This window comes from Pseudomonas syringae pv. cilantro (assembly GCF_001293775.1).
GTDB lineage: Bacteria > Pseudomonadota > Gammaproteobacteria > Pseudomonadales > Pseudomonadaceae > Aquipseudomonas > Aquipseudomonas syringae_P.
In genome coordinates this window covers 705,376-730,337 of record NZ_LGLN01000033.1, presented here as the reverse complement: position 1 = coordinate 730,337, position 24,962 = coordinate 705,376, and the positions used below count along the sequence as shown (strand labels likewise).

The following is a 24,962-nucleotide window of genomic DNA, read 5'->3' as shown; positions in this document are numbered from 1 at the left end:
TTCAAAACCTGATAATCAGAGCACTGACCTCCGCCGCCGTGCCATGCGACTGACGAACGGGCTTTTCAGGCGCAGCGGGATCATCTGGCAGCATTCGATGCTAACTGGTAGCCTTGCGCCATCCAGGGAGAGATTCATGAAAAGGCTTTCAATTGCGGCGGCGCTGGCAACCATGCTCGTCGCCAGTGCGGCGCACAGTGAAATATTCAAATGCACTTCGCCAGACGGCAACGTGAGCTTTGCTTCCATTCCGTGCGACAGCAATTTTCAGAGCGCCCCGCAGCGGCAAGGCCCGCCGCCGATTCTGCGTGAGGGAGAGCCGCTGGACTATGTCCACAAAACCAACCTCAAAGCCACCGAGTACCTGAAGGTCAGCAGTCGCGCCCACGTGACGGTGGTAGAGACGGAACGCTACAAGGCTTATCAGCGCAACCGCCCGCCACCGCCCAGCGTTGCCTCTCAGTGCCGAAGCCCTGATTACAACAGCCAATGTTTTGACCCATCGGGCGGGAGGTCCTCAGGAAAGGACGCGACTCGCCGTAACGCGGACCGGTAATCCGTTACGCCGTTCTTACCTCTTTGCGTACTTCGCTGATCAGTATCTCCGGGATCAGATCGGTGTAATTGATGATGTCGCCATTGATCTCTTTGGCGTGCGGCCCCATGCCAGCCTCGAAGGCTTCGATAGAGTCGCAATAGATGTGGCACATCGCGATATAGCGCGGATCAGAGCCGGGCGTAGCACCGCCAATGCCACGGTCGACGCTGTAGCCTTTGCAATGCTCACCCATAAGTGTCTGCACCAGTGGCAAATGCTTGTCACAGTAATAGTCGTGATCGAAACGAGCGCCCTCTTCATACCCATACAGCACGCTGACTTTAATCATGTGAATGTCCTCTCGAATGGCTAATGTTAAATTTTCTGACACTCCAGGGTCTGTTCCCGTTTCATCGCGGCCGCGTCGGAGTCTGTTTTGCCGCGAGGCAAGGCAGGAGACACGAAGTCTGGTTGTTCCAAATGAGTGTCGAGTAACGCAGNGAAACGGGAACAGACCCTGGCGATTATCCTGTTCAGGTGCTGACATCAATCCCCTGCTCCCTCACAATCACGCGCTCGCTCTAGGCCGCGCTGCGACGCACGGCCATCCATCAAGTTTGAGGAACCCGCTATGAACGCACTGGAGTGGAATGAAGCCGCACTGGCGAAGTACCTCGCGACGCATCCGACCCTGAAAGATGAAATCAGCAGCCTGAGCCCGAAAGAACAGAAGCAGCAGTTGCAATGGGCTTTTGAGGACGAGGCAGAAGGTCAAGGCATCGAGCCGTGGGAGCTGGCGCTGGAACTGATCGCCGAGTCACCCGAGCAACTCAAGAGCATGCGTCTGGAAGCGCATCGCCAGGTGGCCGAAGCCTTGGGAATGGAGTGGGAAGAATATTGCGGGTTCAACGATATCCAGCCGTGAACCAGACGCTTGCCCAAAGCGAATCGGCCATTTGCAAATGACCGCTCAGTCAGCGCTTTACCTGATCCTTGCAGGTGAGTAACGTTTGCCTACTTCAATAAAGGAATCACGTCATGAGTGATCTGGTCTCATACCATCTGGACGACGGCGTTGCCACGCTGACCCTGAACAACGGCAAGGTCAATGCCATTTCCCCGGACGTGATTGTCGCGTTCAACGCCGCACTGGACCAGGCTGAAAAAGATCGGGCCATCGTTATTCTGACCGGTCAGCCGGGCATCCTCTCGGGCGGCTACGACCTCAAGGTCATGACGTCGAGCGCCGACGCCGCGATCAACCTGGTGGCACAGGGCTCGACGCTGGCGCGACGCATGCTGTCGCACCCCTTCCCGATCATTGTCGCCTGCCCCGGCCACGCTGTTGCCAAAGGTGCGTTTCTGCTGCTGTCGGCGGATTACCGGATCGGTGTCGCCGGCCCGTTCAGCATCGGCCTGAACGAAGTGCAGATCGGTATGACCATGCACCACGCCGGTATCGAGCTGGCCCGTGACCGGTTGCGCAAATCGGCATTCAACCGCTCGGTCATCAACGCCGAGATGCTCGATCCCGAAGCAGCCATGGCGGCAGGCTTTCTGGATAAGGTGGTCAGCGTCGAAGAGCTGCAGAGCGCCGCGTTGGCAGTCGCTGCGCAGCTGAAGAAGATCAACATGAACGCCCATAAGAGAACCAAGCTCAAGGCCAGAAAGGCGCTGCTCGACACGCTGGATGCGGCGATCGAAGAAGATCGACAGCACATGCTTTGACGCTCAACCGAAGCCCGCCGATGCGGGCTTTCGTTCATCAGCGAACTCATCCGCATTTGATCAATCTGATCAGCTACCGCGCATGATCATTTGCGCCACTGACATATTGAAGAAGCGATAGCGCCATGGGTCGAGTTGTTGCAGCAGCCGTTTACAGTAAAGGCAAAAAAGTCCGGGACATCACCCTTGATGAAGGCGCTGCCTGGGCCGCAAAACCTGAGCACTTCGTCTGGATCGGGCTGGAGCAGCCCAGCGTCGAGGAGCTGACCAGCCTGAAAGAGCAGTTCAATCTGCATGAGCTGGCACTTGAAGATGCCATGGAAGTGCACAGCCGCCCGAAGCTGGAAACTTTCGGTGATGCACTGTTTATCGTGACGTACGCGCCGGTACGCGACAACGGCAAGTTGCTGTTCATCGAAACCCACATCTTTGCGGGCAAGGGCTACGTCATCACTTCGCGCAACGGGCATTCCAAATCCTACGGGCTGGTACGCCAGCGCTGCGAAGCCAGGCCGTTGCTGCTCGAACATGGCGAAGACTTCGTGCTGTACGCCCTGCTGGATTTCGTCACCGAAAACTATCAGCCTGTCACCGAAGCCATTCACACCGAGCTGGAGCTACTGGAGCAGAGCGTTATCGGCGGTTCCTTGCGCGAATCCGACATTCAGCACATCCACGCCCTGCGTCGCGATCTGTTGCGTATGCGTCGCTACGTGGCGCCCATGGTGGAAGTCGGTGAGGAACTGCAGCGACTGAACTTTCCGTTCATCGACAAGAACATGCGGCCGTACTTTCGTGACGTCGAGATCCACGTCAAACGGCAGATGGAAGACCTCGGCAACCTCTGTGACATCGCCAGCCAGACCATCGAGATCGGCCTGCTGCTGGAGTCGTCACGCCAGAGCATCGTACAGCGCAAGTTCGCCGGCTGGGCAGCGATTCTGGCCTTCCCGACGGCAATCGCCGGGATCTACGGCATGAACTTCGAAAACATGCCCGAACTCACCTGGCACTACGGTTACTTCATCGTGCTCGGCGTGATCTTCGGTGGCTGCGGCGCACTGTTCGCCAGCTTCAAACGCTCGGGCTGGCTGTAACGCGACGCGCGGATAACCGCACACACGTCCTGACGAACAAGGAGGACGGGCCGGTCAGACAGCCTGTTCCTCCGATCGATGCGCCACGAAACGCATCATCCACTCGGCGACCGTGGCCCCGTGGTGATCATGATCGAGGCTGGCAACGCCCTGGCGGTAAATCTGCTCGCCCAGCGCTTCCTGACGCAAGTCCAGCAAGCTGCGGGAAAATTCGTGAATGAATTCCGGATGTCCCTGAAAGCACAGCACTTGATGGTTAATGTGATAAGCGGCGAACGGGCAAAACTCGCTGGAGGCAATGACCGTGGCATTCTCGGGCAACGCAGTGACTTGATCCTGATGGCTGATCAATAGCGTCAGCGTGTCCATCCTTGGGGTCATCCACGGCGTGGCGGTCGCCAGTTGATAATGATGAATGCCCACGCCCCACCCCTGCGTGGCACGCTCGGTCTTGCCGCCCAGCAGCAATGCCAGCAACTGATGGCCAAAGCAGATACCCAACAGCTTTTCGCCACGCTGATAGAGTTCGAGCAAGTAGCCCTTCAAGGTTTGAATCCACGGATCGGTGCCGAACGAGTCAGCCTTGCTGCCGGTCACCAGGTACGCGTCAAACCGCTCGCCCTCAGGCGGGTAGCTGCCCTGCACAACGTTGTAAACCGACAATTCGGCAGCGATCGGCTGGCGCGCGAAGAGCAACTCGAACATCCGCCCGTAACCCTGATACTGCTCGACCAATTCCGGACGCAGGTTATCGGTTTCCAGAATACAGATGCGTAAAGACATAAATGGGGACCCGAAACAGTGATGAGGTAAAGACACCGCGAAGCCTGCCCTGAAGGCCCGGCCAAATCAAGCGGGGCCGGGTGTACAGACAGGTTGCGCGAGCCATGTAAGACGAACCTGACTCGGACGAACGGTATAGAACAGTTCATTTTGCGAGAAGCGTCTAGCAAGGGCCTGTTACACAAAGCCTGGACAGATTAATAACCAGGCGCCTGGAAAAACCAAATTTAAATTCCTAACGGTTCTATGGACTTGGGCACGCCAGTTCTATGTTTAGATCTGTAACAGAGAGCACTGCAGAAACCATTCAGCGCTCGGGGCAGCGGTCAGATGACCGGGCCCGCCTGTTCAAGTCTCACGCGTGTCATCAGTTGCTCGCTCGCCATCTATTTGCAACATTTGGCGGGTTAAAGTCGTACAGGCATAACAACAAGAGGCAGACAGCCATGCTCAAGTTCAAACATTCGAAAGTACGTCAGGCAGGACTCATCCTGTTTACCACCGCGCTGTTATTGATCGTGCCAAACCTTAACCGGTTGTTTGGCTGATCCGACACGCTTTCGTCGCGTGCACATCTGTGCCACTCTTTCCACTCGAACGAAGGGAGACGGGCTTATGCGCCGATGGATAGCGTTATGTGCACTCGCCAGCAGCTTCACTACGCAGGCAGGCGTTGTTGATCAGGCGGCGGCGGTGGCCGCCTTGAAGGAAGGCAAGCTGGCGATGGACGTGCGCAGCCAAAGCGACTACGAAGCCGGTACCGTGCTGAACGCAGTACGGGTGGATGAAGTGCGGCTGGTCAATCAGATGAAACAAGTGCTGAACGACCGCAATGCGGTATTCGTCATCTTCAGCAGCGATAACAACAAGGCCAACAGGGCTCAGGACAAACTGATGGCGGCGGGTTATTTCAGCGTTATCAATGGCGGCAACTACGAAGAGTTGCACAACGCGCTGTACGACACCTCCGATGACCCTGCGGAATAAGCCAGGCCCGTAGCGATTGCCTGTAGCGATGCGCAGATTGCTTCATCTCAATCCGCGCATCGTCCGCCTTACTGGTGCTGACTCTGCACTTGAAGTCTGGTCTTCACTTTTGGCGTGCCGGTCATGGGCGACACCACGACCTTGGCATGCATCTGTTCCGAGCCACCGCCACGGCGCATGCCGCGCACCGGACAGGCATCCAGATAATCCAGCCCGACAGCCAGTTTCAGATGCCGCTCGGGAATCGCCAACTGGTTGGTCACGTCAAAGCTGTACCAGGCGTTATCGACCCACGCCTCGGCCCAGGCGTGACTGGACAGATGCTCGCTGTCTTCACTGCACAGATAACCGGACACATAACGCGCCGGCACCCCAAGGCTGCGGGCGCAGGCCAGAAACGCGTGCGTGTGGTCCTGACAGACGCCTGAACGCCCGGCAAATGCCTGCGCCGCACAGGTATCGACTTCCGTCGCACCCTGGGTGTACGTCATGTGCTGATTCAGCGCTTGCATCAGATCGATCAGTGCTGTGCGGTCATTGCGCTTGCGACACTCTTTGGCCGCAAAGCTGCGAATCGCTTCGTCCGGCTCGGTCAGACGCGTCACGCGCAGGAAAGGCAGTGCCGACTGGCTTTCATGCTCGGCTTCGCAGGTTTCGTCGATCTCGACCTGCCCGCGTGCGCCGATAATGATTTCTTCGTGCGGCTCTTCCAGACTCAGCACATGCAGGATATTGCCGAACGGATCGACCTGCGCCCGCACCGGGCGCGGCAGCGTCAACTGCCAGCTGAGCACTTTCTGGCGCTCACTGTCATGGGGAGTCAGGCGCAGGTACTGGATACTCGAACGCACCTGATCATCATAGTGATAGGTGGTCTCGTGGCTTATAGAGAGCCTCATGCAGCCTCCAGGTACGAAATGTGGATGGCATCGCCCAATTGGGCCAGCATCGGGATGAATTCGTTCAACCACTCATGCAGGCCTTCATCGAGGATTTCGTCGATACTGGTGTAGCGCAGTCGCGCGTCCATTTCCGCTGCCATGCGCTGCGCCGGGCGACCGTTGATGCCGGGCAGGCTGGCGAGAATGACATCCATCTCTTCCAGGCAGGCGCGCAACGAGCGCGGTATGTCGGCACGCAGCAGCAAAAGCTCGGCAACCTGACGGGCACCGGGGGCGTCCCGATAGACTTCGGTGTAAGCCTCGAACGACGACAGTGCGCGCAACAACGCGCTCCACTGGTAGTAACCGGCGGCGGAGCTGTCCGCTGCAGCATTCGCCTGCGGCCCGCGCAACTCGAGCATTTCATAACGAGCATCGAGCATGCGCATGGTGTTGTCGGCGCGTTCGATGAAGGTCCCCAGACGGATGAAGCGGAAGGCATCGTTGCGCATGATGGTGCCGTAAGTGGCACCGCGGAACAGGTGCGACCGCTCCTTGACCCACTCGCAGAACCGGCTCATGCCGTAACGCGTCAGACCTTGCTGGGCAATGCCGCGAATTTCCAGCCACGTGGAGTTAATGTTCTCCCACATGTCCGCAGTGATCCGGCCACGCACCGCGTGCGCACTGGCCCTGGCCGCACCCAGGCAACTGTAGATGCTCGCCGGGTTGCTGGCATCCAGAGCGAAGAAATGCAGCATGCGCTCGGCATGCAAGTCACCATGGCGCTCGACGTAGGTTTCCAGGGTTCCGGTGATCAACAGCGGCATGGCTATTTCATCCAGCCCGTCGCCACGCCCGTCCTGAGGCATCAACGACAGCGAATAGCTCACGTCCAGCATTCGGGCGAGGTTCTCCGCTCGCTCCAGGTAACGCGACATCCAGAAAAGATCCGAGGCAGTTCTACTTAACATTGGCAGGCATCCTTAATCCTCGACCACCCAGGTGTCTTTGGTACCGCCACCCTGAGATGAATTTACGACCAGCGAGCCTTCGCGCAACGCAACGCGCGTCAGGCCGCCAGGCACGACGCGGGTTTCGCGACCGGCCAGAACAAAGGGGCGCAGATCGATGTGTCGCGGGGCGATGCCGTTCTCGACAAAGGTCGGGCAGGTCGACAGGCATAACGTGGGCTGGGCGATGTAGGCATGCGGCTTGGCCTTGAGACGCGCGCGGAAGGCTTCGATCTCGGCAGCCGTCGCTGCGGGGCCGACCAGCATGCCGTAACCGCCAGAGCCCTGGGTTTCCTTGACGACGAGATCGCCCAGGTTGGCCAGCACATGGGACAGCTCTTCCGGCTTGCGGCACTGCCAGGTCGGCACGTTCTTGAGAATCGGCTCTTCGTCCAGATAGAAACGAATCATGTCGGTGACGTACGGGTAGACCGACTTATCGTCTGCTACGCCGGTGCCGATGGCATTGGCCAGCACCACATTGCCGGAACGGTACGCGGAAAGCAGACCGGGCACACCCAGCATCGAATCGGGGTTGAACGCCAGCGGATCGAGAAACGCATCGTCCAGACGACGGTAGATCACATCGACCGCTTTCGGGCCGTCAGTGGTGCGCATGAACACGCGATCATCCCGGACAAACAGATCGGCACCTTCCACCAGTTCGACACCCATCTCGCGAGCCAGAAACGCATGCTCGAAAAAGGCGCTGTTGAAACGCCCCGGTGTCAGCACCACAACGCTGGGGTTATCCAGATGGCTGGAGCTCTTGAGCGTATCGAGCAGCAGGTTCGGGTAATGATCGATCGGCGCGATACGCTGCGCGGCGAACAGCTCGGGAAACAGGCGCATCATCATCTTGCGGTCTTCGAGCATATAGCTCACTCCGCTCGGCGTGCGCAGGTTGTCCTCGAGCACGTAATACGTGCCGTCGCCGTCGCGTACCAGATCGACGCCGGAAATGTGCGAGTACAGGTCGCGATGCAGGTTCAGGCCTTGCATAGCGATCTGATATTGCTCGTTGGCCAGCACCTGTTCAGCGGGAATGATCCCGGCCTTGATGATGCGCTGATCGTGGTACAGATCGGCCAGAAACATATTCAGCGCCTTGACGCGCTGAATGCAGCCGCGCTCTACAACCCGCCACTCACTCGCGGGAATGCTGCGCGGGATGGTATCGAACGGGATAAGCCGTTCGGTCCCCTGTTCGTCACCATAGAGCGTGAACGTAATCCCGGCGCGATGAAACAGCAAATCGGCTTCACGCCTGCGTTGAGCCAGCAGCTCAGGTGGCGTATCGCCCAGCCAGCGGGCGAACTCCCGATAATGCGGGCGAACAACACCGCCAGCATCGTACATCTCGTCATAAAAGGTGCGGATCATGCCGTACTCCTTGTCACCGTGGACACCAAGACCATCGCAAGGCCCGTGCCACCGACATAAACGCATTGATATCAAGGGCTTGCATAAAAAACCGACGTTCTCTGCACCATTCCTGTGCATTAAACGCCCAAGCCAATTCGCTTACGCCTCATTCAGATGCGTCATTCAACCTTGAAATCTATGATCAGCATAGCGAGAGTTGATTTCCCCACGCGATATTAGTTCGCCACAATCGCCAGCAACCGAGCAAACACGGCACCCAACGCCACATTTGCCCCGCCTTTTTATTTGCGCCCTGCAGTGATGCCCACGGGTGCCTCCGCAAACAGACTTCCCTTTGCGCCACTCGTTTGAGTGGCTTTTTTTGCCCGTACGCTCGATTTGACGCGCTGTACAGTGACGAAAAAGCCCCGATTCGCGCATTCGACAGCCTCTGAAACAAAACCGGCCCGATCAGGACGTCATCCTGGTCAGGCCGATCAGTGCTAAGCATTGAATCTGTTCAAAAAGCGCGTATCACGCGTGCAGCCTTCTGATCTCCTGAGTGACACCCCAACCTTCGACTTCTCCATCCATGGGCGAAATCACCATCTGAAAGTCCTGCTCGAAGTCACCGATGCCATCGTAGGTCGCATACATCACCTTGCTCAGTTGCAAGTGCCAGGCACCGTCATCACGTACGTTTATCTGGGTGTTGAGGGATTCACCGCGAAACTGCTCTGCGGCCTGCCGTGCCCGTTCCTCGTCCGGGAAAATGGCATAGAACTCGATGGGATAGATTCGCGCAAAATCAAAACCGCCTTCTTTCATGCGGCGCAGCACATTGCTGCTGATGTCCTCTTGATAGGCTGTGCTCATGAAACGTCCTCCTATGCAACGATAGATAGAGTTTCAACTCTTCCAGCGCGACCACCAGAGGGGCAGTCGCCGCACGACAGATAATCCGGCGTGGGGAATCAAGCATGTAGCTGACAAGACAGGGCTTGCGCGCAGGCCCGGTATCGAGATGTCAGAGGCCATTTGAAATGGCCTCATCTGCAGATTAGCCCTATCACGGACCGTATGCCAAGTGGTTGGCACGAAAAGGTTTTTGATCGGTGAGGATCAGCTCGTTTCTGTGATGGAAATGATCTCCACACTGTTATGGTCCTTGAGCGTCTTCACGGTAGGCTCTTCGGTGCGCCCTTCAAGATCATTGAGATCCAGCTCATCGGTCATCGGATAGAGGTCCTTGCGCAGGAGCTGCGCAACTTCTTCCTCGCTGGGACGCTGTTCAAAAGCGGCCACGTGGCGCTGCTGCACTCCATCCTTGTCCAGATACAAAATGGCCCACTGTTTCATCAATGCCTCCAGAACGAAGCCAGGCACTCTGGCTTATGGGATAAGGACCTTTTTACCAGCGCATTCGTTCCGCCGGATCAGCGCTGCACAATAGCTGATAACGGCCAGAACAAAAGGCCCTTGCAGTGAATGCCAAGGACCTTTTTCATTGCATGACTGGCCGGTTCGGCAAGTCAGTCATCGTCAGTTGCGGTTCTTGCTGGCCTCCACTCCGGCCGTGTTGTCCAGAAGGCTCTTGGTCGCCGTCTGCAGGAAGCTTTCCAGACGCAGCTTGAGCGCCTGCATGTCCGGCGCATCAGACACTTCTTCGGCATGCGGGTTGGCGCCAAGGGTATAAGTCATCAGCTTGGCCGGCATTTCCGTCGGTTCGATCAGAATGCGGTTGCCGCTGACAATCGCCACGATCTGCTCGCTGCCCGATGGCTTGATGACACCGAAGCCCTTGTCGCCTTCCGGCAGGTTCAGCAGATCACGGCCCCAGCACTGGTTGCGGTTCAAGCCACCAAGACGCCCCATGATGGTCGGCACCACGTCTACCTGAGTACCAACGGTGCTGCTGCGCTGACCAAACTTCTCCTGCACGCCAGGACCGATCAGCAACAGCGGCACGTTGAAGCGCCCCAGGTCCATTTCGGTCAGCTGTTTGTTATTGCCGAAGCCGTGGTCACCCAATACCACGAACAGGGTGTTCTTGAAGTACGGCTCTTTTTTGGCCTTCTCGAAGAACTGGCCCAGCGCCCAGTCGGCGTAACGCATGGCGGTCAAATGCTCGTCCAGCGAACCGTGCCCGGTGACACGCTCGACCGGCAACGGGTCCGGCAGCGCGTAAGGCGTGTGGTTCGACAGGGTCTGTAACAGCGCATAGAACGGCTTGCCGTCCTGACGGGCTTTGAGTTCCTGCGCGCCACGGTCGAACATGTCCTGATCGGAAACACCCCAGGTCGGATCGGAGAACACCGGATTGACGAAGTCCTCGCGGCCGACGAAGTTGGTCATGCCCTGGTTGCTGAAGAAGCCCGACTGGTTGTCCCAGGCAAAGTTGCCGTTGTAGACATAAACGTCGTCGTAATTGCGCCCGGTGCTCAGCAACTGCGGCAGGCCGGAAAGCTTGTGCGCACCCTCTGGCGTCTGCATCAGGTACTCGAAGCCCGGCAGGTTCGGGAAGCACGCCATGGTGGCGAACATGCCTTGGTGAGTGTGAGTACCGTTGGAGAAAAAGTGATCGAACAACAGCCCTTCTTTGGACAGCTTGTCGAAGTACGGTGTGATGTTGGCATCGCTGCCCAGCGCCCCGACCGAATGTCCGGCAAAGCTTTCCATCAGAATCACGACGACGTTACGGATCGGCAGCGTGTTTTCGGCGGGCGGCGTGAAGTCACGACGCACCGCAGCAATGTCAGGCTCGACCAGCTTGTCATGCGGGGTCAACAGCATGTCGCGCACGGTCTGCTGCGCTTCAGCCTGCGGCAGCGTGGCTTTCCAGATATTGTCACGCTGCTCGGACATACGGCTTTTTGCCGCAGTGATCAGGGTCAGCGTACCGTTGAGGCCCAACTGATTGGCGAAGTTCGAGTCAGTTGTGTACGCGTCCCCCCAACGCAGCGGCGGGCCCTGACGCAAGGTGCCGCGAATGCACACCACCATGACCAGCAAGACAACGACGAAAACACCCGCACGCATGTACCACGGCGCAACCGGGCTGAGTGTTTCAGTGCCCGCAGCGGCGGCATGACGTGGACGCGTCAGCCGGTCAATGCCCTTGAACACCAGACTCAGCAACCAGGTCACCGCAGCCCATGCCAACAGGTAACGCACCACCGGAAAACCGTACCACAACATGCTCAGCACGGTTTTCGGGTCTTCTTTCACGTACTGGAACACCAGACCGTTCAAGCGCTGGTGGAATTCACGATAGAAGTCCATCTCCATCAGGCCGAGGAACAGCGTGATGCTGCCGACCAGGGTCAGCCAGAAGCGGAAGAAGCCACGTGCCGCCATGGCTCGCGCGCTGAACAGCGACAGCACCAGTGGAATCAGCAGGTACATCGTCAGGCGCAGGTCGAAACGCATGCCATTGAACAGCGCTTCAATGAACGTCGAGGCTGGCGTATCGCCAATCATCTCGCGGTTATAGACCAGCAGACCGATACGCAACAGGGTGTACATCACCATCAAGGCGAAACCGCTGAGCAGTATGTAGGCGAGGTGCGATTTGACAGTCGGGTTGTGCAGGCGGGCTTGCCGATGAATCTGGGCGTCCGTTTTGGCCATGGTTGTCAGGATCCGGTGGATTCAGGGGTAGGTTCAGTGTGCAGCACCGCCCTCCTCTGGGGAGCAGCGGCGTGCGGCAGGGCGCAGATATTACTTGATTGCGGGTGACCTGGGGCCAGGTCAGCCCATGAAGGCGCGTGCCTGTTCAGTTTCGCGCGCAATTGTGCGGCAAAACGTGTGAAATTTCTGTCGCGAGCGCCCCGCTTCAGCACCCGTGCGATGATGCGCAGACACGCGGGCCTGCGACGTCACGCCGGTGCTGTCAGTCGTTGCTGGCTTTGCTCACAGCCTTGAGCACGTATTGTGGCAATGCGAACGAACCGATATGGACTTCAGGATTGTAATAGCGCGTAACAATACCGCTGCCCGAAAACCGCTGGCGCAGGGTTTCCAGTGGCAGCTTGCGATAGGTTTTGTCGGTCGCGCCCCAAGCAAAGGTCATCGCACCACCAATATAGGTCGGGATGGCCGCCTGATAGAAATGCCAGTCGGCAAACAGACCGTGCATGCGCCCGGCGGTGGTCTGTACACCGCTCAATTGCATGAAAGGCGTACCGTTCTGGGTGACCAGAATGCCGCCTTCGTTCAGGCAGCGATGGCAGGCCTGATAGAAGTTTTCCGAAAACAGGACTTCACCCGGTCCGATGGGATCGGTGGAGTCAGAGATGATCACGTCGAACTTCTCTTCGGTGGTTGCCACGAAGCGCATGCCATCGTCGATGACCAGATTCAGACGCGAATCCTCGAAAGCCCCGCTGGAGTGATTGGGCAGAAACTCTTTGCACATTTCGACCACTGTCGCGTCGATCTCGACCATGGTGATGTGTTCGACGGTCAGGTGCTTGGCGACCTCGCGCAGCATGCCGCCGTCGCCACCGCCGATGATCAGCACGCGCTTGGCTGCCCCGTGCGCCAGGATCGGCACGTGAGTGAGCATCTCGTGGTAGATGAATTCATCCGCTTCGGTGGTCTGGATAACGCCGTCCAGCGCCATGACGCGCCCCATGCGCGGGTTCTGGAAAATCACCAGATGCTGGTGGTCGGTGCGAACTTCGTGCAGCATTTTTTCGATACGAAAGCGCTGGCCGTAGCCTTCGTACAACGTTTCCTGATAATCGCTCATGGGTAAGCTCCCGCTGGGTACTGATGACAGGACGGCCGACCGCCCACAACAAAGGCGCGCATTCTACGTCGAGGAAGATGACAGGTCGAACCTCTCTGCAGCCTGAGCCGTTCGCACGCCTTGAAAAAGCCTGGGTTCGGAAACGAAAAACGCCTGACTACACGGGTAATCAGGCGTTATTGTCGAGCTTCAGAGGTCTCAGATACGCACGTTGCCGCGCGGCCCCAGAATCGCCCAGATGATCAGACCCAGCACCGGCAACAGCACAATCAACAACACCCAGAGAATTTTCTTCCCGGTCTCGGCGTTGCTTTTCAAGACATTGATAATGGCCCAGATATCGAGCGCCAGAATAATCAGACCGACCAGGCCATTGAATGACGAACCCATGGTGTTGCCCCTTAGTGGATGCTTACCTTCCTAGGATAGTCGCACCGTTCGGGGGTTCCATTGAACCAACCGTATATTCTCGGGCTCCGAAGCGGGAGGCGATTTTTTGTGTCGTCAGCCCCGCTCAGCCATCAGTCCAGTCATTGAAAAGAAAGGTACGTCGCCGTATGTCATCACCTGCACAGCCCGGAACGTCACGGGGGACCTGGCTCTCCCACTTCCAGACCAGCCCGCTGGTCAGCCTAGGGTTCGCGATCGCTATTCTGTCGGTCGTGGGTCTGGGTGGCGTCAGCCTGTATAACGCGTTCTACAGCACCAACCAGGTCAACTTCAATCATGCCCTGCTGGGCGGGATCGCGGGCTTTATGGCTACTGCGCTCGGGGCGGTCCTTGCAGTGGCCTTGCGCGATGTGTCGCAACGCGCTCAGGACATCATGCTCGGTTTTGCCGCCGGGATGATGCTGGCTGCCAGCTCGTTCTCGCTGATTCTGCCAGGGCTGGAAGCTGCCAGGGAGATCACCGGCAGCGGCCCGTTCGCAGCGGCAACGGTAGTGACCGGCCTGGGGCTGGGCGTGCTGCTGATGCTGGGGCTGGACAGGTTTACCCCGCATGAGCATGAGAGTGTCGGCCGTCAGGGGCCGCATTCGGAACGCATCAACCGGGTATGGCTGTTCGTGCTGGCAATCACGCTGCATAACCTGCCCGAAGGCATGGCCATCGGTGTCAGCTTCGCCAGCGGCGACCTGAATGTCGGCTTGCCGTTGACCACAGCCATTGCGATCCAGGACATTCCGGAAGGCCTGGCCATTGCGCTGGCCCTGCGCGCCACGGGACTGTCGGCCTTCAAGGCGATGCTGGTCGCGATTGGTTCCGGCCTCATGGAACCGCTGGGGGCACTCATAGGGCTGGGCATTTCCAGCGGGTTTGCAATTGCCTACCCGGTGAGTATGGGCCTGGCCGCTGGCGCGATGATTTTTGTTGTGTCCCATGAAGTCATCCCGGAAACCCATCGCAACGGCCATCAGACCTCGGCGACATTAGGGCTGATGGGCGGCTTCGCGGTGATGATGTTTCTGGACACTGCGCTGGGCTAGCCGCGCAACGCTTGCAGCGACGGTGCGGCGTGAATGCCCGCCGACGCAGCGAGTTCAAGCACACGCGCCTCGTCACGGCCATAGACCAACACAGCTTGCAGTTCGTCATCCAGTGGCTGGCTGAAATCCATCAAGACGTAACCGCCCAGGTCCTTGCTCATGCTGCTCAGCTGAATCTGAATGCGATTGAGCGCAACCAGCGGTTCCACCTTGGCCAGTTGCCTGGATTTGATGTTGAACGTCACGTCCTTGCCGAATGACTGAACGATCTGTTCGAACAGATCCATGTAGCTGTCCGCCTGAAACAGCACGGTTTCCGGAAGACTGCCGACCACGACCCACTCGCCCAGCGAGATCGGAAAGCTGTCGTCGTAATTGATATCAGGGTTCGCCGCCAGAAAAGCCTGCGGGTCGGCATAAGCCTGAGCGGCCTCATCGGCGATACGTGCGATCTCGTCATCCGCCATACAACCGGAACTGACTTTGCTGATTAATTCGACCAGTGAGTCTTTCATGGGGGACGATCCTGCTGACGGGCAAAAAAAGAGGCGCGAAGGATAACGGTAAATCCTCCGCGCCTCTATCTATGTCTGGACCTATGTCGTCTGGCTATGTCTGGGCCGGATGTCCTGCGGTGACGCTGATCTCAGGCCCTTGCCGCCTGCACGCCCAGCTTGGTCAATTGCTCGGCGGTAATGGTCGCCCCCATCGCCTGCGCGGCGCCCAGCGCGGTGATGCCCTTGGCATCACTGACATGCGGGTCAGCGCCCTTGCTGATCAGATAGTCGACGATCTCGCTACGGTTGAACATGGCCGCCATCATCAATGCCGTGCGGCCGTCGGCAGCAGCGGCTTCTACATCGGCACCCGCTTCGACCAGCAATTTGACAACCGCCAGATCGCCCTTGAACGCCGCACCGGCAATCGGGCTTTGGCCATTGTCGTTGCGAATTTCCGGATCGGCGCCGTGACTGAGCAATACCCGGACCGCATCCTGATGGCTGTGATAGCTGGCCAGCATCAGCAAGGTGTCGCCCTTGTGATTGCGCAAATCCGCAGGCAGGCCTTTCTCAAGAAGGCGCTCCAGCATGGTGGCATTGCCTTGGCGAGCCACATCGAAGACCTGCTCGGCAAACTCTGCGGCCTCTTCCTCGGTCATTGTCTTCGCTGGGCGGGTATCTGAATCGGTCATTGATCACTCCTTGGCACACGGTCATCCGGGAATCCAATGCTCCCGGTAGAGGTAACACAATGACCACAAGTCTCGCCTGCTGTTCGATCAACCTCTTCGATCGACGTCAGCCCGGTGAAAACGACTGAAAGTGCTTCAGTACGCCGTTATGCCCGATCGTTATCAGCTCAGAACCCGCAAAATGCAGTGTGCACGACAGGCGTTCATGCAAAATGCACGAGCCTCAAAAAATTAAAATACTATAAGTCATTGTTTTTAAAAGAATTAATTTCAGTGCAAATACTGGCACAGACACTGCACTACTACTAGCAAGCTTGTTATCCCATGAGCAATGGAGCCGCTAGACATGACTTTTATTCAAGAAAAATTCGCTTCCGTATTTTCCGACTACACCGTGACCACTCAGCCTCGCCCGGATGGCGGTGTTCTGGTGTCGCTGCGTAATGACGAAGGCAAACAGATCCGTCGCTCCGTGTCTTATGCGCAACTGCACACACCGGTCCAACTGGAATGGGTTATTAGCGCAATTCGCCGTGACCTCGCTGCACAAGCCAGCGAGCTGCCAGCTATTTCGATGCTGCAAAGCCAGCACCGCTTCGATCTGCCGACTTACCATACGCGCTGATCCGCTTGACTCGCCGCCCCCGTCGGGGCGGCGAGCCGTCGTACGCTCTCTCATCCCTTGTTTGCCGCGATTACTCACTGTTTTCGCGGCTTTTTTATGCTTGTTCGGAGACGCTGGAACTACCGGATCAGCCCGCGACACAAGGCTTCACCGACCGCCTGAGCCCTGTTCGCAACACCCAACTTGGCGTAAATGGCCTTGAGGTGATATTTGACCGTGGCTTCTGAAACGTCGCGGATCACCGAGATTTCCCAGGCGGTTTTTCCGTCTCTGGCCCACTGCAACGTTTCCAGCTCTCGATGGGTCAAGCCTCGAGAACAGAACTTCAGCCCTCTCGCAACACTGTGCATGACCGGCATCAGACTGCTGACCAGATACTTTTGTTCAGCGTTGATCGGCCTTTCCACTTCTGCCAGGGTACAGACCGACGTCACGCTCTCCGTGCCGCGGCAGTGACTGGTGTACCCATAGGAAATGGCTGGCAACAACTCACTGGCCTCGACCGCTTCGTCGTAACAGGCTGACAAAGGGTACAAGCGAAATGCATCCTGCCAGTTCATGAACCCGAGGTGGTTGCGGTAGTACCGAATGACCGGGTCCTGAGTGATCAGTTCATGATGCCGATAGGCCTTGCCCCAGATGTCGTCGACATTCGAGGTAATGAACGTCAGCAGCAACGGCCCTTTGAATTGATAGAACATCGCCCGTTCGCAATCACATTCACGCCGCAACCATTCAAGGGCATTTTCGACTGCTGTTTGCCCGTCGAGCTCGGTAATCGTATTGACCATCTGTTGTATCAATAGATCTTTCGTTGCGCTCTCTGCAATTACACTGCCCATGACCACCGCTCCTGTGCGCCCCGGAATAGGCGCAAGTGTGGCCCCGGGGACAATGGCAAGGAACTTACACGATTAATCGCGTAGAAAAACGGCAGCCAAAACAAACAGAAACAGAGCACTTTTAAACGGGCAGCGTCCCACTGAAAAGCAGGACGCTGCTTACAGAAAATGGCGTGCAGCCTGTGAACCAGGAGGCATGCAGGGCTGTAGATCGGTGACGCAGAGCGTCTCGAGATGCAAGCCAACGCGAGCGCTGGCACGAGAGTCGGCTGGATTCAGAATGAGCGCCCAGCCAGGGAACAGACCTAGGGTCTGTTCCCGTTTCANCGCGATGAAACGGGAACAGACCCTAAAAAGCAGCAGGATCGATAAACGCAAAGCTGGCCACGTTTTCATGACCTGCCAGTGTGCCACCGTCACGCGTCAGACCGCAGGTTGCCATCCCGGCAGCCTGAGCGGCATCCAGCTCTTCGACGATATCCGACAAAAACAGAATGTCCTGCGCGGCGAAACCGGTCGCAGCTGCAATCACCAGGTAGGACTGCGCCTCACGCTTGGAGCCCGAGGTGGTGTCGAAGTAGCCGCTGAACAGGCCGGAAAGATCGCCCGCCTCGGAACAACCGAAGATCAGTTGCTGGGCCTGAATCGAGCCTGACGAATAAACGTAAAGTTTATAACCGTCCTGATGCCAGCGTTTGAGCGCCGCAACGGCGTCCGGATAAACATGGCCCTTGAGTAGCCCGGCGTTGTAGCCCTGCTCCCAGACCATGCCCTGCAAGGCCTTGAGCGGCGTCGCCTTGCGGTCTTCGGCAATCCACTCCAGCAGAATCGCAATGACCCGCTCGACATCGGCGTCAGGCTCGCCGCTTTGTTCGCGAACGGCGTGCAGTTGCGTGGCCACTGCAGGCTGGTCGGCATGCTGACGAACGAAGTCCGGCAGATGCTTTCGGGCAAACGGAAACAGCACCTCGAAAACGAAGCTCACTGCACTGGTCGTGCCTTCGATATCCGTGAGAATGGCTTTGATGGGCATCAGAATCGGGCTCCTGTCAGTCTTCCAGCCGAGGGAAACGGCCAGCAATGTCTTCACCGGTAAAATTGGCCACCCAGCCCTCAGGGTTGTTGAACAGGCGAATGGCGACGAAATGCGGATGTTCACCCATGTCGAACCAGTGCCGGGTCCCGGCGGGTACAGAGATCAGGTCGTTCTTTTCGCACAGCACGGCATACACATAGTCGTCGATATGCAGCGTGAACAGCCCGCGGCCGGCGACGAAAAAACGCACTTCATCCTCGGCGTGTCGATGTTCTTCGAGGAACTTCGCGCGCAATTCGGCTTTCTGCGGGTGATCGCTGTTGAGGCTGATGACGTCGACGGTGACATAACCGCGCTCGGTCATCAGCCTGTCGATTTGCGTGCGATAGGCGTTGATGACCTCTTCCTGGCTGGCACCCGGCGTGATCGGCGTGGCAGCCTCCCAGCGGTCGAACGCAACGCCGTGCTCGGCCAACGTCGACGCGATGTCTTCCAGGTGGGTCAGCACCTTGTTGGGAATATCAGGGCTTGAAACGTGATAGACGGACAGGCTGCTCATGGCATGAATCCTCGGTTTGGGGCAACGCCTTCCGGCTTTTACAGGCCGGTCAGGCATACACGCTGTTTAGTGCTGAGTCATTGATGGTTTATCACCGTGCGCATTTTCAATTCGCATTCGAACAGGAACTCGAACGCTTCGATCTGCCGTAATGCGTCGCTCATCTTCGCCCCCCAGGTGTAGAGACCGTGGCCGCGAATCAGATAACCGGCGCAGTCGGGGTGGTCGTCCAGCCAAGGCTGCACCTTCGCGGCCAGACGGGCAATGTCCTGATCATTGTCGAAAATCGGCACGACCACGCGCGACTCATGAGTCACCACGCCCTGAAAGGCTTTTTGCAGCTCGTAGTCTTCGAACACCAGATGATCAACGGCGGTCAGCCGCGACAGCACTGTCGCATTCACCGAATGCGTGTGCAGCACCGCGCCAACCTGTGGCCTGCAGCGATACAACTGGGTGTGCAGCAGGGTTTCTGCGGACGGCTTTTTGCCCGGTTCCAGGCTGTTTCCCGCCAGATCGGTGGCCAGCACGTCGTCGACGCCCAATTGCCCTTTGTGCTTGCCGGACACGGTCAACAGCGCTTCGCTGGCAGACAGACGCACCGAGTAGTTGCTGCTGGTGGCAGGCGACCAGCCACGGCCGTACAGGAAGCGCCCGGCTTCGATGATTTCCAGGCTCAATTGTTCGCGGCTCATACACCTTCCTCTTTCTTGGCTGTAACAATCATGACGGCTGCTGCGAGGGCGGCAAGGCTGGCGATGGCAAACGTCCAGGTCGGCCCCAGCACGCTCCAGCTATAACCGGAGTACAGCGCACCCACCGTACCGCCCACGCCAGACAACGCTGCATATAACGCCTGCCCCTGACCTTGCTGTCGCGAGCCGAAGCGACGTTGCACGAAATGGATGGCAGCCGCGTGAAAACTGCCGAATGTTGCAGCATGCATCAACTGGACAATCAGCAGCACACCCAGATAATCGGCGAACATGCCCAGCAGCAGCCAGCGCAGCGCCGCCAGCAGAAAACTGGTGAGCAGCACCTGACGCACGGAGAAACGCTGCAAAATGCGGCTCATCAACATGAACATCAGCACTTCAGCCACCACCCCGACAGCCCATAGCATGCCGATCAGACCACGGCTGTAGCCCAGCGCTTCGAGGTGCAAGGTCAGAAAGGTGTAATACGGACCATGGCTGAGGACCATCAGCGCTACGCTTATATAAAACGCCAGCACGCCGGGTCGGGTCAGTTGCCTGAGAAAGCCACCCGCCTCTGCCTCGTGTGGCGAGACCAGCGGCCGGGCATTGGGCAGCCACCAGCTGCTGACGGCGATACCGAGCATGATGGCCAGCAGAATGTACGGAAACAGGTCGAGACTGAAGCGTTCGAAGACGCGGCCCAGCACCACCACTGCCAGAATGAAACCGATCGACCCCCACAACCGGATCTGGCTGTAGCGCGAGGTCTGTCCGCGCAAATGCGCCAGGGTGATGACTTCGAATTGCGGCAGGATGGCGTGCCAGAAAAACGCATACAGCGCCATGACCATCGCCAGCCAGGCGTAGCTTTTGTCGATCAGCACCAGCGAAAACGCCAGTAACGTGCAGATCGAGCCGAAGCGCACGATGGTCAGCCGTCGTCCGCTGTAATCACCCAGCCAGCCCCAGATATTCGGCGCAATGCAGCGCATCAGCATCGGGATCGCGATCAGTTCGCCAATGCGTGCACTGGAAAAGCCCAGGTGGTGGAGGTACAGCGCCATGAAGGGCGCGACCGCGCCAAGCAATGCGAAATAACACACGTAGAAGCCGGACAGCCGCCAACACGGAAGCTGCCTGTCGGGAAGTGCCGTCACGCTAGCGAACCGCAACCGTGACAGCGCTCATTACAACTGCGCCAGCACGGGCGTGTTGACACTGACATCGGCATTCTGCCCGCGATGACGCAGCAGGTGATCGAGCAAGACGATAGCCATCATCGCCTCGGCAATCGGCGTGGCGCGGATGCCGACGCAGGGGTCATGTCGACCCTTGGTGATCACGTCGGCGGCATTGCCATTGACGTCGATGGAGCGCCCCGGCGTTGTAATACTGGACGTTGGCTTGAGGGCCAGATGCGCAATGATCGGCTGGCCGGAGGAAATACCACCGAGAATGCCGCCCGCCTGATTCGACACAAAGCCCTGCGGCGTCATCTCGTCGCGGTGCTCGGTGCCGCGCTGGGCGACACAGTCGAAACCCGCACCGATCTCTACGCCCTTCACCGCGTTGATGCTCATCAGTGCATGGGCGAGTTCGGCGTCCAGGCGATCAAAGATCGGCTCACCCAAGCCTGGCATCACGCCTTCAGCGACCACGGTGATTTTCGCACCGACCGAGTCCTGATCGCGACGCAGTTGGTCCATGTAGGCTTCCAGCTCAGGCACCTTGTCGGGATCAGGGCAGAAAAAGGCGTTGTCTTCAACCGAATCCCAGGTCTTGAACGGGATCTGGATCGGGCCGAGCTGACTCATGTAACCGCGAATCACAATGCCCTGGGTGGCCAGATACTTCTTGGCGATGGCACCGGCAGCGACGCGCATGGCGGTTTCGCGCGCAGAACTGCGGCCGCCGCCACGGTAATCACGAATGCCGTACTTGTGGTGGTAGGTGTAATCGGCATGGGCCGGCCGGAACAGGTCCTTGATGGCAGAGTAGTCCTTGGACTTCTGATCGGTATTGCGGATCAGCAGGCCAATGGAAGCGCCAGTGGTCTTGCCCTCGAAGACGCCTGAAAGGATTTCGACCTCGTCGGCCTCCTGACGCTGCGTAGTGTGACGGCTGGTGCCGGGCTTGCGCCGGTCAAGGTCACGCTGCAGGTCGTGCAGGTCAAGCTCCAGCCCCGGCGGGCAGCCGTCGACGATAGCGACCAGCGCCGGGCCGTGGCTCTCGCCGGCGGTGGTGACAGTGAACAGCTTGCCGAAAGTGTTGCCGGACATGCGGGCGCTCCGAGAAATCAGCCAAAAAACCAGATCATTGAATCAAGCGCGCCAGTATACGCAGGCTCGCGGTTCAGTTCATCCTCGAACCTTCTGTGACCGCGTGCGTCCAAGCGAGACCCCTCCCATGATGGCCTTGCGATGTTATCCGGTATTTCCCTGTTTCGAGCTGCACACCTGCTGCGCCTGCTGGCCCTGCCGCTGATCCTTTTCGCTGCCACCGCCAGCGCTGCTGCGCCGAGTGCGGTGCAACGCCAGGTCAGCGTCGACACTGAAAACGGCAAGCTCTACGGCACGCTGATGATGCCGCGCTCGGATAAACCGGTGCCGGTGGTCCTGATCATCGCCGGCTCCGGCCCCACCGACCGCGATGGTAACAATCCCGAAGGTGGCCGCAATGACAGCATGAAGCGCCTGGCGGTGATTCTGGCCACTCACAATATTGCCAGCGTGCGTTATGACAAACGTGGTGTGGCGGCCAGCAAGGCGGTCACGCCGGATGAGCGCAACCTGAGTGTCGAGCGCTACGTCGCCGACGTGCAGCTCTGGGCCAGAGCCCTGAAAGCCAACCCGCGCCTGGGCCAGTTGATCCTGCTGGGGCACAGCGAGGGCGCACTGGTCGCCACACTGGCGGCTGAAAAAGTCGGCGCAGCGGCACTGATTTCCGTGGCCGGCACCGGACGGCCGGTGGATCAGGTGCTGCGTGAACAGTTCCAGGAGCGTTTGCCCCCGGAATTGTTGCAGCGCAGTAATCAATTGCTCGACGAACTCAAAGCCGGCAAGACCGACGACAACGTGCCGCCCGAGTTGGAGGTGGTGTTCCGCCCCAGTGTCCAGCCGTACCTGATCTCGCTGTTCCGCCAGGACCCGGCCGCTGCCTTCGGCGCAGTTAAAATTCCGGCACTGATCGTTCAGGGGCGCAATGACATCCAGGTCGGCGTGGGCGACGCGCTGCTGTTGCAAAAAGCCAAGCCTGATGCGGAGCTGGCACTGATCGACGGCATGAACCATGTGCTGCGCATCGTGCCCGACGACCTGCAGCAACAGCTGCTGTCCTACCGCAATCCGACCCAGCCGCTGGCCAAAGAAGTGACATCACGCATCCTGCGCTTCATCAAGGCGCTGTCGGAGGCTGGCAAGAAAAACTGACGGTCATCCGCCCTTCAGTCGCGGGCAATCCGGCCGATAGCTGTTTGACGGCTTTATGTTTGCTACACATGGCCAAGGACCATTGTTAATGACTGGCGCGAATATCATGACCGAATCCATTGCAGACCCCGCCAGCGCCGAAGCTGAAGTTCCGCCAGCACCGCAGCCGTGGGATGACGTCCTGCCCGAAAGCTTTCAAATGTTGCGTCTGGCGCCACAGCCGACTGACCGGAGCACGGGTGGCCGACCGTTGCGCTTTGTACAATTCGGGCGTGCCGAGCGACACAGCAAGGAGCTGAGTCTGCTGCGCATCAACGTTCAACTGCCTGGCCAGCGAGTGCGCAAGGAACAGAACAATCTGGATGTCTGGGCCGACCACGTGACGCACACGGTACGCTTCGGTCCGCAGCCGGGCTTGCAGATCGAGCCCTGGAATCGGGGTATCGGCCGTTTCCTGATCGCTCACGCGGTGCATTGGGCGCAAAAGCGCTGGTCGTCCTACAAAATCGAGGGAGTGGCCCTCGCCAGCAAGGACGGCCTGAATGAAGACACCCGCCTGCGCCGTGATCACTTTCTGCGCACCTTGGGCTTTGAGGTCGTCTACGCCGACGCTCAGCACATGAAAGGCAGTATCAAAGACGTGCACGTCGGCAACTTGCACAGCACCTGGAACAACGACAAAGTGCAGATCGTCGAGATTCTCGAAGCATCGCAGATGCTGGAGAAGGCTGAGAAAAGCATGATCGAACAGGAAGTGACCATTCGCCAGCACGAAGAGCGGGTTGGCAAATACAAGCGCGAGGACGCCAGTCTGCGCTTCACGATTGCCTGCCTGGTGACCTTCGCGGTGTTTCAGGCGGGGCTACTGATCTGGATCGCCACCCACCGCTAGAGTCTGTTCCCGTTTCATCACGAGCCGCGATGAAACGGGAACAGACCCTAGGCCGTTTGCCAGCAAAATAACGAGGGCTGATGCCAGCCCCGTTACAACCTCGCCTCAGACTCGCGCCTGAAACACAGCCTGATGGGCACGGCACTGCTCGGCCGAGAGCATGAACACGCCGTGGCCGCCGCGCTTGAAGTCCAGCCAGGCAAAATCGACCTCGGGGTAAAGCGCCTGCACGTGAACCTGACTATTGCCCACTTCGACGATCAGCAGACCCTTCTCGGTCAGATGATCGGCAGCCTGCGCCAGCATGCGACGTACCAGATTCAGGCCATCGCTGCCGCAGGCCAGCGCCAGCTCGGGTTCGTGCTGATACTCGTCCGGCATGTCGGCAAAATCTTCGGCATCCACGTAAGGCGGGTTGGAGACGATCAGGTCGAAGCGCTGCCCCGGCAGGCCGTCGAAACCATCGCCCTGAACGGTGTAGACCCGATCTTCCATACCGTGGCGCTCGATGTTCTGGTTGGCCACTTCCAGCGCGTCGTAGGAGAGATCGGCCAGGGCCACTTCGGCTTCAGGAAATTCGTCGGCACAGGCAATACCTATGCAGCCCGAGCCGGTGCACAGGTCCAGAATTCGCTCAGGTTCGCTGGCCAGCCAGGGCGCGAAACGCTCTTCGATCAGCTCGGCAATCGGTGAACGCGGGATCAGCACGCGGTCATCGACAATGAACGACATACCGCAGAACCACGCCTCGCCGAGCAGGTAAGGCGTCGGCACGCGCTCATCGATGCGGCGCCTGATCAGGCGCTGCAATTCGGAAATTTCGTCGATCTCCAGGCGGCAGTCCAGATAGCTGTCAGCAACTTCCCACGGCAAGTGCAGAGCGCCCAGCACCAGTTGCCGCGCTTCGTCCCAGGCGTTGTCTGTGCCATGACCGAAAAACACGTCTTCCTGGTGAAAGCGGCTGACGGCCCAACGGATATGGTCGCGCACGGTACGCAAACGGGAAGTGATCATGAACAAACTCCTTGGAAAAAACGACGAGCCATTATGAAAGGCCTGGT

At 58.5% G+C, this 24,962-nt stretch carries 28 protein-coding genes; 9 read left to right on the top strand and 19 right to left on the bottom strand.

The features are described 5' to 3' along the window. The first annotated feature begins 136 nt into the window (after positions 1-136). On the top strand, positions 137-556 hold the full coding sequence (locus tag ABJ99_RS10365) for a DUF4124 domain-containing protein (protein ID WP_054085728.1): 420 nt from the start codon (positions 137-139) through the stop codon (positions 554-556). A 4-nt stretch (positions 557-560) separates the two neighbouring features. Here ABJ99_RS10365 and ABJ99_RS10360 read toward each other — a convergent pair whose 3' ends face one another. Beyond that, the gene (locus ABJ99_RS10360) at positions 561-887 is read right to left on the bottom strand and encodes an EthD family reductase (RefSeq protein ID WP_054085727.1); all 327 of its coding nucleotides are present in this window, start codon (positions 885-887) and stop codon (positions 561-563) included. Between the two features lie 282 nt (positions 888-1,169). Here ABJ99_RS10360 and ABJ99_RS10355 point away from each other — a divergent pair, with 282 nt between their 5' ends. From ABJ99_RS10355 to ABJ99_RS10345, 3 genes are all read left to right on the top strand, one after another. Further along, positions 1,170-1,463 carry a DUF6388 family protein gene (locus ABJ99_RS10355; RefSeq protein ID WP_007252196.1) on the top strand — a complete coding sequence of 98 codons (294 nt, stop codon included), beginning with the start codon at positions 1,170-1,172 and terminating at the stop codon, positions 1,461-1,463. A gap of 113 nt (positions 1,464-1,576) precedes the next feature. Further along, the gene (locus tag ABJ99_RS10350) at positions 1,577-2,266 is read left to right on the top strand and encodes a crotonase/enoyl-CoA hydratase family protein (RefSeq protein ID WP_054085726.1); all 690 of its coding nucleotides are present in this window, start codon (positions 1,577-1,579) and stop codon (positions 2,264-2,266) included. Positions 2,267-2,391: 125 nt separating this feature from the next. After that, positions 2,392-3,363 (top strand): magnesium and cobalt transport protein CorA, encoded by a 972-nt coding sequence (locus ABJ99_RS10345; RefSeq protein WP_054085725.1) that lies wholly within the window; start codon positions 2,392-2,394, stop codon positions 3,361-3,363. Positions 3,364-3,417: 54 nt separating this feature from the next. Here ABJ99_RS10345 and ABJ99_RS10340 read toward each other — a convergent pair whose 3' ends face one another. Then, positions 3,418-4,146: an amidotransferase gene (locus tag ABJ99_RS10340; protein WP_054085724.1), complete on the bottom strand. Its 729-nt coding sequence runs from the start codon at positions 4,144-4,146 to the stop codon at positions 3,418-3,420. A 615-nt stretch (positions 4,147-4,761) separates the two neighbouring features. Here ABJ99_RS10340 and ABJ99_RS10335 point away from each other — a divergent pair. Continuing rightward, positions 4,762-5,133: a rhodanese-like domain-containing protein gene (locus ABJ99_RS10335; RefSeq protein WP_054085723.1), complete on the top strand. Its 372-nt coding sequence runs from the start codon at positions 4,762-4,764 to the stop codon at positions 5,131-5,133. A 68-nt stretch (positions 5,134-5,201) separates the two neighbouring features. Here the strand turns inward: ABJ99_RS10335 and ABJ99_RS10330 are convergent, their stop codons facing one another. The 8 genes from ABJ99_RS10330 to ABJ99_RS10295 form a co-directional block, all read right to left on the bottom strand. After that, positions 5,202-6,032, bottom strand: a complete 831-nt coding sequence (locus ABJ99_RS10330; RefSeq protein ID WP_054085722.1) for a transglutaminase family protein — start codon at positions 6,030-6,032, stop codon at positions 5,202-5,204. Further along, positions 6,029-6,988: an alpha-E domain-containing protein gene (locus ABJ99_RS10325; RefSeq protein WP_007252189.1), complete on the bottom strand. Its 960-nt coding sequence runs from the start codon at positions 6,986-6,988 to the stop codon at positions 6,029-6,031. Before ABJ99_RS10325 ends, ABJ99_RS10330 begins: the two co-directional genes overlap by 4 nt. A 12-nt stretch (positions 6,989-7,000) precedes the next feature. Further along, the gene (locus ABJ99_RS10320; protein ID WP_007252188.1) at positions 7,001-8,410 is read right to left on the bottom strand and encodes a circularly permuted type 2 ATP-grasp protein; all 1,410 of its coding nucleotides are present in this window, start codon (positions 8,408-8,410) and stop codon (positions 7,001-7,003) included. A 516-nt stretch (positions 8,411-8,926) separates the two neighbouring features. After that, entirely contained in the window at positions 8,927-9,268 is a 342-nt protein-coding gene (locus tag ABJ99_RS10315; protein ID WP_005617305.1) for a ribonuclease E inhibitor RraB, read from the bottom strand. A gap of 246 nt (positions 9,269-9,514) precedes the next feature. Next, positions 9,515-9,751: a hypothetical protein gene (locus ABJ99_RS10310; RefSeq protein WP_007252187.1), complete on the bottom strand. Its 237-nt coding sequence runs from the start codon at positions 9,749-9,751 to the stop codon at positions 9,515-9,517. Positions 9,752-9,934: 183 nt separating this feature from the next. Next, complete coding sequence (locus tag ABJ99_RS10305; RefSeq protein ID WP_054085721.1) at positions 9,935-12,022, bottom strand: LTA synthase family protein; 2,088 nt, start codon at positions 12,020-12,022, stop codon at positions 9,935-9,937. 262 nt (positions 12,023-12,284) lie between these two features. Next, positions 12,285-13,145 carry a polyamine aminopropyltransferase gene (speE, locus tag ABJ99_RS10300; protein ID WP_054085720.1) on the bottom strand — a complete coding sequence of 287 codons (861 nt, stop codon included), beginning with the start codon at positions 13,143-13,145 and terminating at the stop codon, positions 12,285-12,287. A 198-nt stretch (positions 13,146-13,343) separates the two neighbouring features. Beyond that, on the bottom strand, positions 13,344-13,535 hold the full coding sequence (locus ABJ99_RS10295; protein ID WP_007252184.1) for a PLDc N-terminal domain-containing protein: 192 nt from the start codon (positions 13,533-13,535) through the stop codon (positions 13,344-13,346). A gap of 167 nt (positions 13,536-13,702) precedes the next feature. Here ABJ99_RS10295 and ABJ99_RS10290 point away from each other — a divergent pair, with 167 nt between their 5' ends. Then, on the top strand, positions 13,703-14,629 hold the full coding sequence (locus ABJ99_RS10290) for a ZIP family metal transporter (RefSeq protein ID WP_054085719.1): 927 nt from the start codon (positions 13,703-13,705) through the stop codon (positions 14,627-14,629). On the opposite strand, the gene ABJ99_RS10285 is transcribed toward ABJ99_RS10290, so the two are convergent. Both ABJ99_RS10285 and ABJ99_RS10280 read right to left on the bottom strand, forming a co-directional pair. Further along, positions 14,626-15,144: a hypothetical protein gene (locus ABJ99_RS10285; protein ID WP_054085718.1), complete on the bottom strand. Its 519-nt coding sequence runs from the start codon at positions 15,142-15,144 to the stop codon at positions 14,626-14,628. The two genes, ABJ99_RS10290 and ABJ99_RS10285, sit on opposite strands and share 4 nt — an antisense overlap. Positions 15,145-15,275: 131 nt before the next feature. After that, a complete protein-coding gene (locus ABJ99_RS10280; RefSeq protein ID WP_054085717.1) occupies positions 15,276-15,821 on the bottom strand; it encodes an ankyrin repeat domain-containing protein in 546 nt (181 codons plus the stop codon). Positions 15,822-16,167: 346 nt separating this feature from the next. On the opposite strand from ABJ99_RS10280, the gene ABJ99_RS10275 reads away from it, so the two are divergent. Continuing rightward, the gene (locus ABJ99_RS10275) at positions 16,168-16,446 is read left to right on the top strand and encodes a DUF3509 domain-containing protein (protein ID WP_054085716.1); all 279 of its coding nucleotides are present in this window, start codon (positions 16,168-16,170) and stop codon (positions 16,444-16,446) included. Between the two features lie 119 nt (positions 16,447-16,565). Here ABJ99_RS10275 and ABJ99_RS10270 read toward each other — a convergent pair whose 3' ends face one another. The 6 genes from ABJ99_RS10270 to aroC form a co-directional block, all read right to left on the bottom strand. After that, the gene (locus ABJ99_RS10270) at positions 16,566-17,288 is read right to left on the bottom strand and encodes a helix-turn-helix transcriptional regulator (protein WP_054085715.1); all 723 of its coding nucleotides are present in this window, start codon (positions 17,286-17,288) and stop codon (positions 16,566-16,568) included. Between the two features lie 349 nt (positions 17,289-17,637). After that, positions 17,638-18,321, bottom strand: coding sequence for an acireductone synthase (gene mtnC / locus ABJ99_RS10265; RefSeq protein WP_054085714.1), 684 nt, complete (start codon positions 18,319-18,321; stop codon positions 17,638-17,640). A 16-nt stretch (positions 18,322-18,337) separates the two neighbouring features. Then, positions 18,338-18,883: a 1,2-dihydroxy-3-keto-5-methylthiopentene dioxygenase gene (locus tag ABJ99_RS10260; protein WP_054085713.1), complete on the bottom strand. Its 546-nt coding sequence runs from the start codon at positions 18,881-18,883 to the stop codon at positions 18,338-18,340. 77 nt (positions 18,884-18,960) lie between these two features. Continuing rightward, the gene (locus tag ABJ99_RS10255; protein ID WP_054085712.1) at positions 18,961-19,578 is read right to left on the bottom strand and encodes a methylthioribulose 1-phosphate dehydratase; all 618 of its coding nucleotides are present in this window, start codon (positions 19,576-19,578) and stop codon (positions 18,961-18,963) included. Further along, a complete protein-coding gene (locus ABJ99_RS10250; protein WP_080378092.1) occupies positions 19,575-20,738 on the bottom strand; it encodes an MFS transporter in 1,164 nt (387 codons plus the stop codon). The genes ABJ99_RS10255 and ABJ99_RS10250 overlap by 4 nt, the downstream gene beginning before the upstream one ends. Before the next feature lie 30 nt (positions 20,739-20,768). Next, on the bottom strand, positions 20,769-21,860 hold the full coding sequence (aroC, locus tag ABJ99_RS10245) for a chorismate synthase (RefSeq protein WP_054085710.1): 1,092 nt from the start codon (positions 21,858-21,860) through the stop codon (positions 20,769-20,771). A gap of 141 nt (positions 21,861-22,001) precedes the next feature. Between aroC and ABJ99_RS10240 the strand changes: the two genes are divergently transcribed. Then, positions 22,002-23,009, top strand: a complete 1,008-nt coding sequence (locus ABJ99_RS10240; RefSeq protein ID WP_054085709.1) for an alpha/beta hydrolase — start codon at positions 22,002-22,004, stop codon at positions 23,007-23,009. Between the two features lie 88 nt (positions 23,010-23,097). Beyond that, positions 23,098-23,901, top strand: a complete 804-nt coding sequence (locus ABJ99_RS10235; protein ID WP_080378091.1) for a hypothetical protein — start codon at positions 23,098-23,100, stop codon at positions 23,899-23,901. Between the two features lie 105 nt (positions 23,902-24,006). On the opposite strand, the gene prmB is transcribed toward ABJ99_RS10235, so the two are convergent. After that, positions 24,007-24,915 carry a 50S ribosomal protein L3 N(5)-glutamine methyltransferase gene (prmB, locus tag ABJ99_RS10230; protein WP_054085708.1) on the bottom strand — a complete coding sequence of 303 codons (909 nt, stop codon included), beginning with the start codon at positions 24,913-24,915 and terminating at the stop codon, positions 24,007-24,009. Between the last annotated feature and the right edge of the window lie 47 nt (positions 24,916-24,962).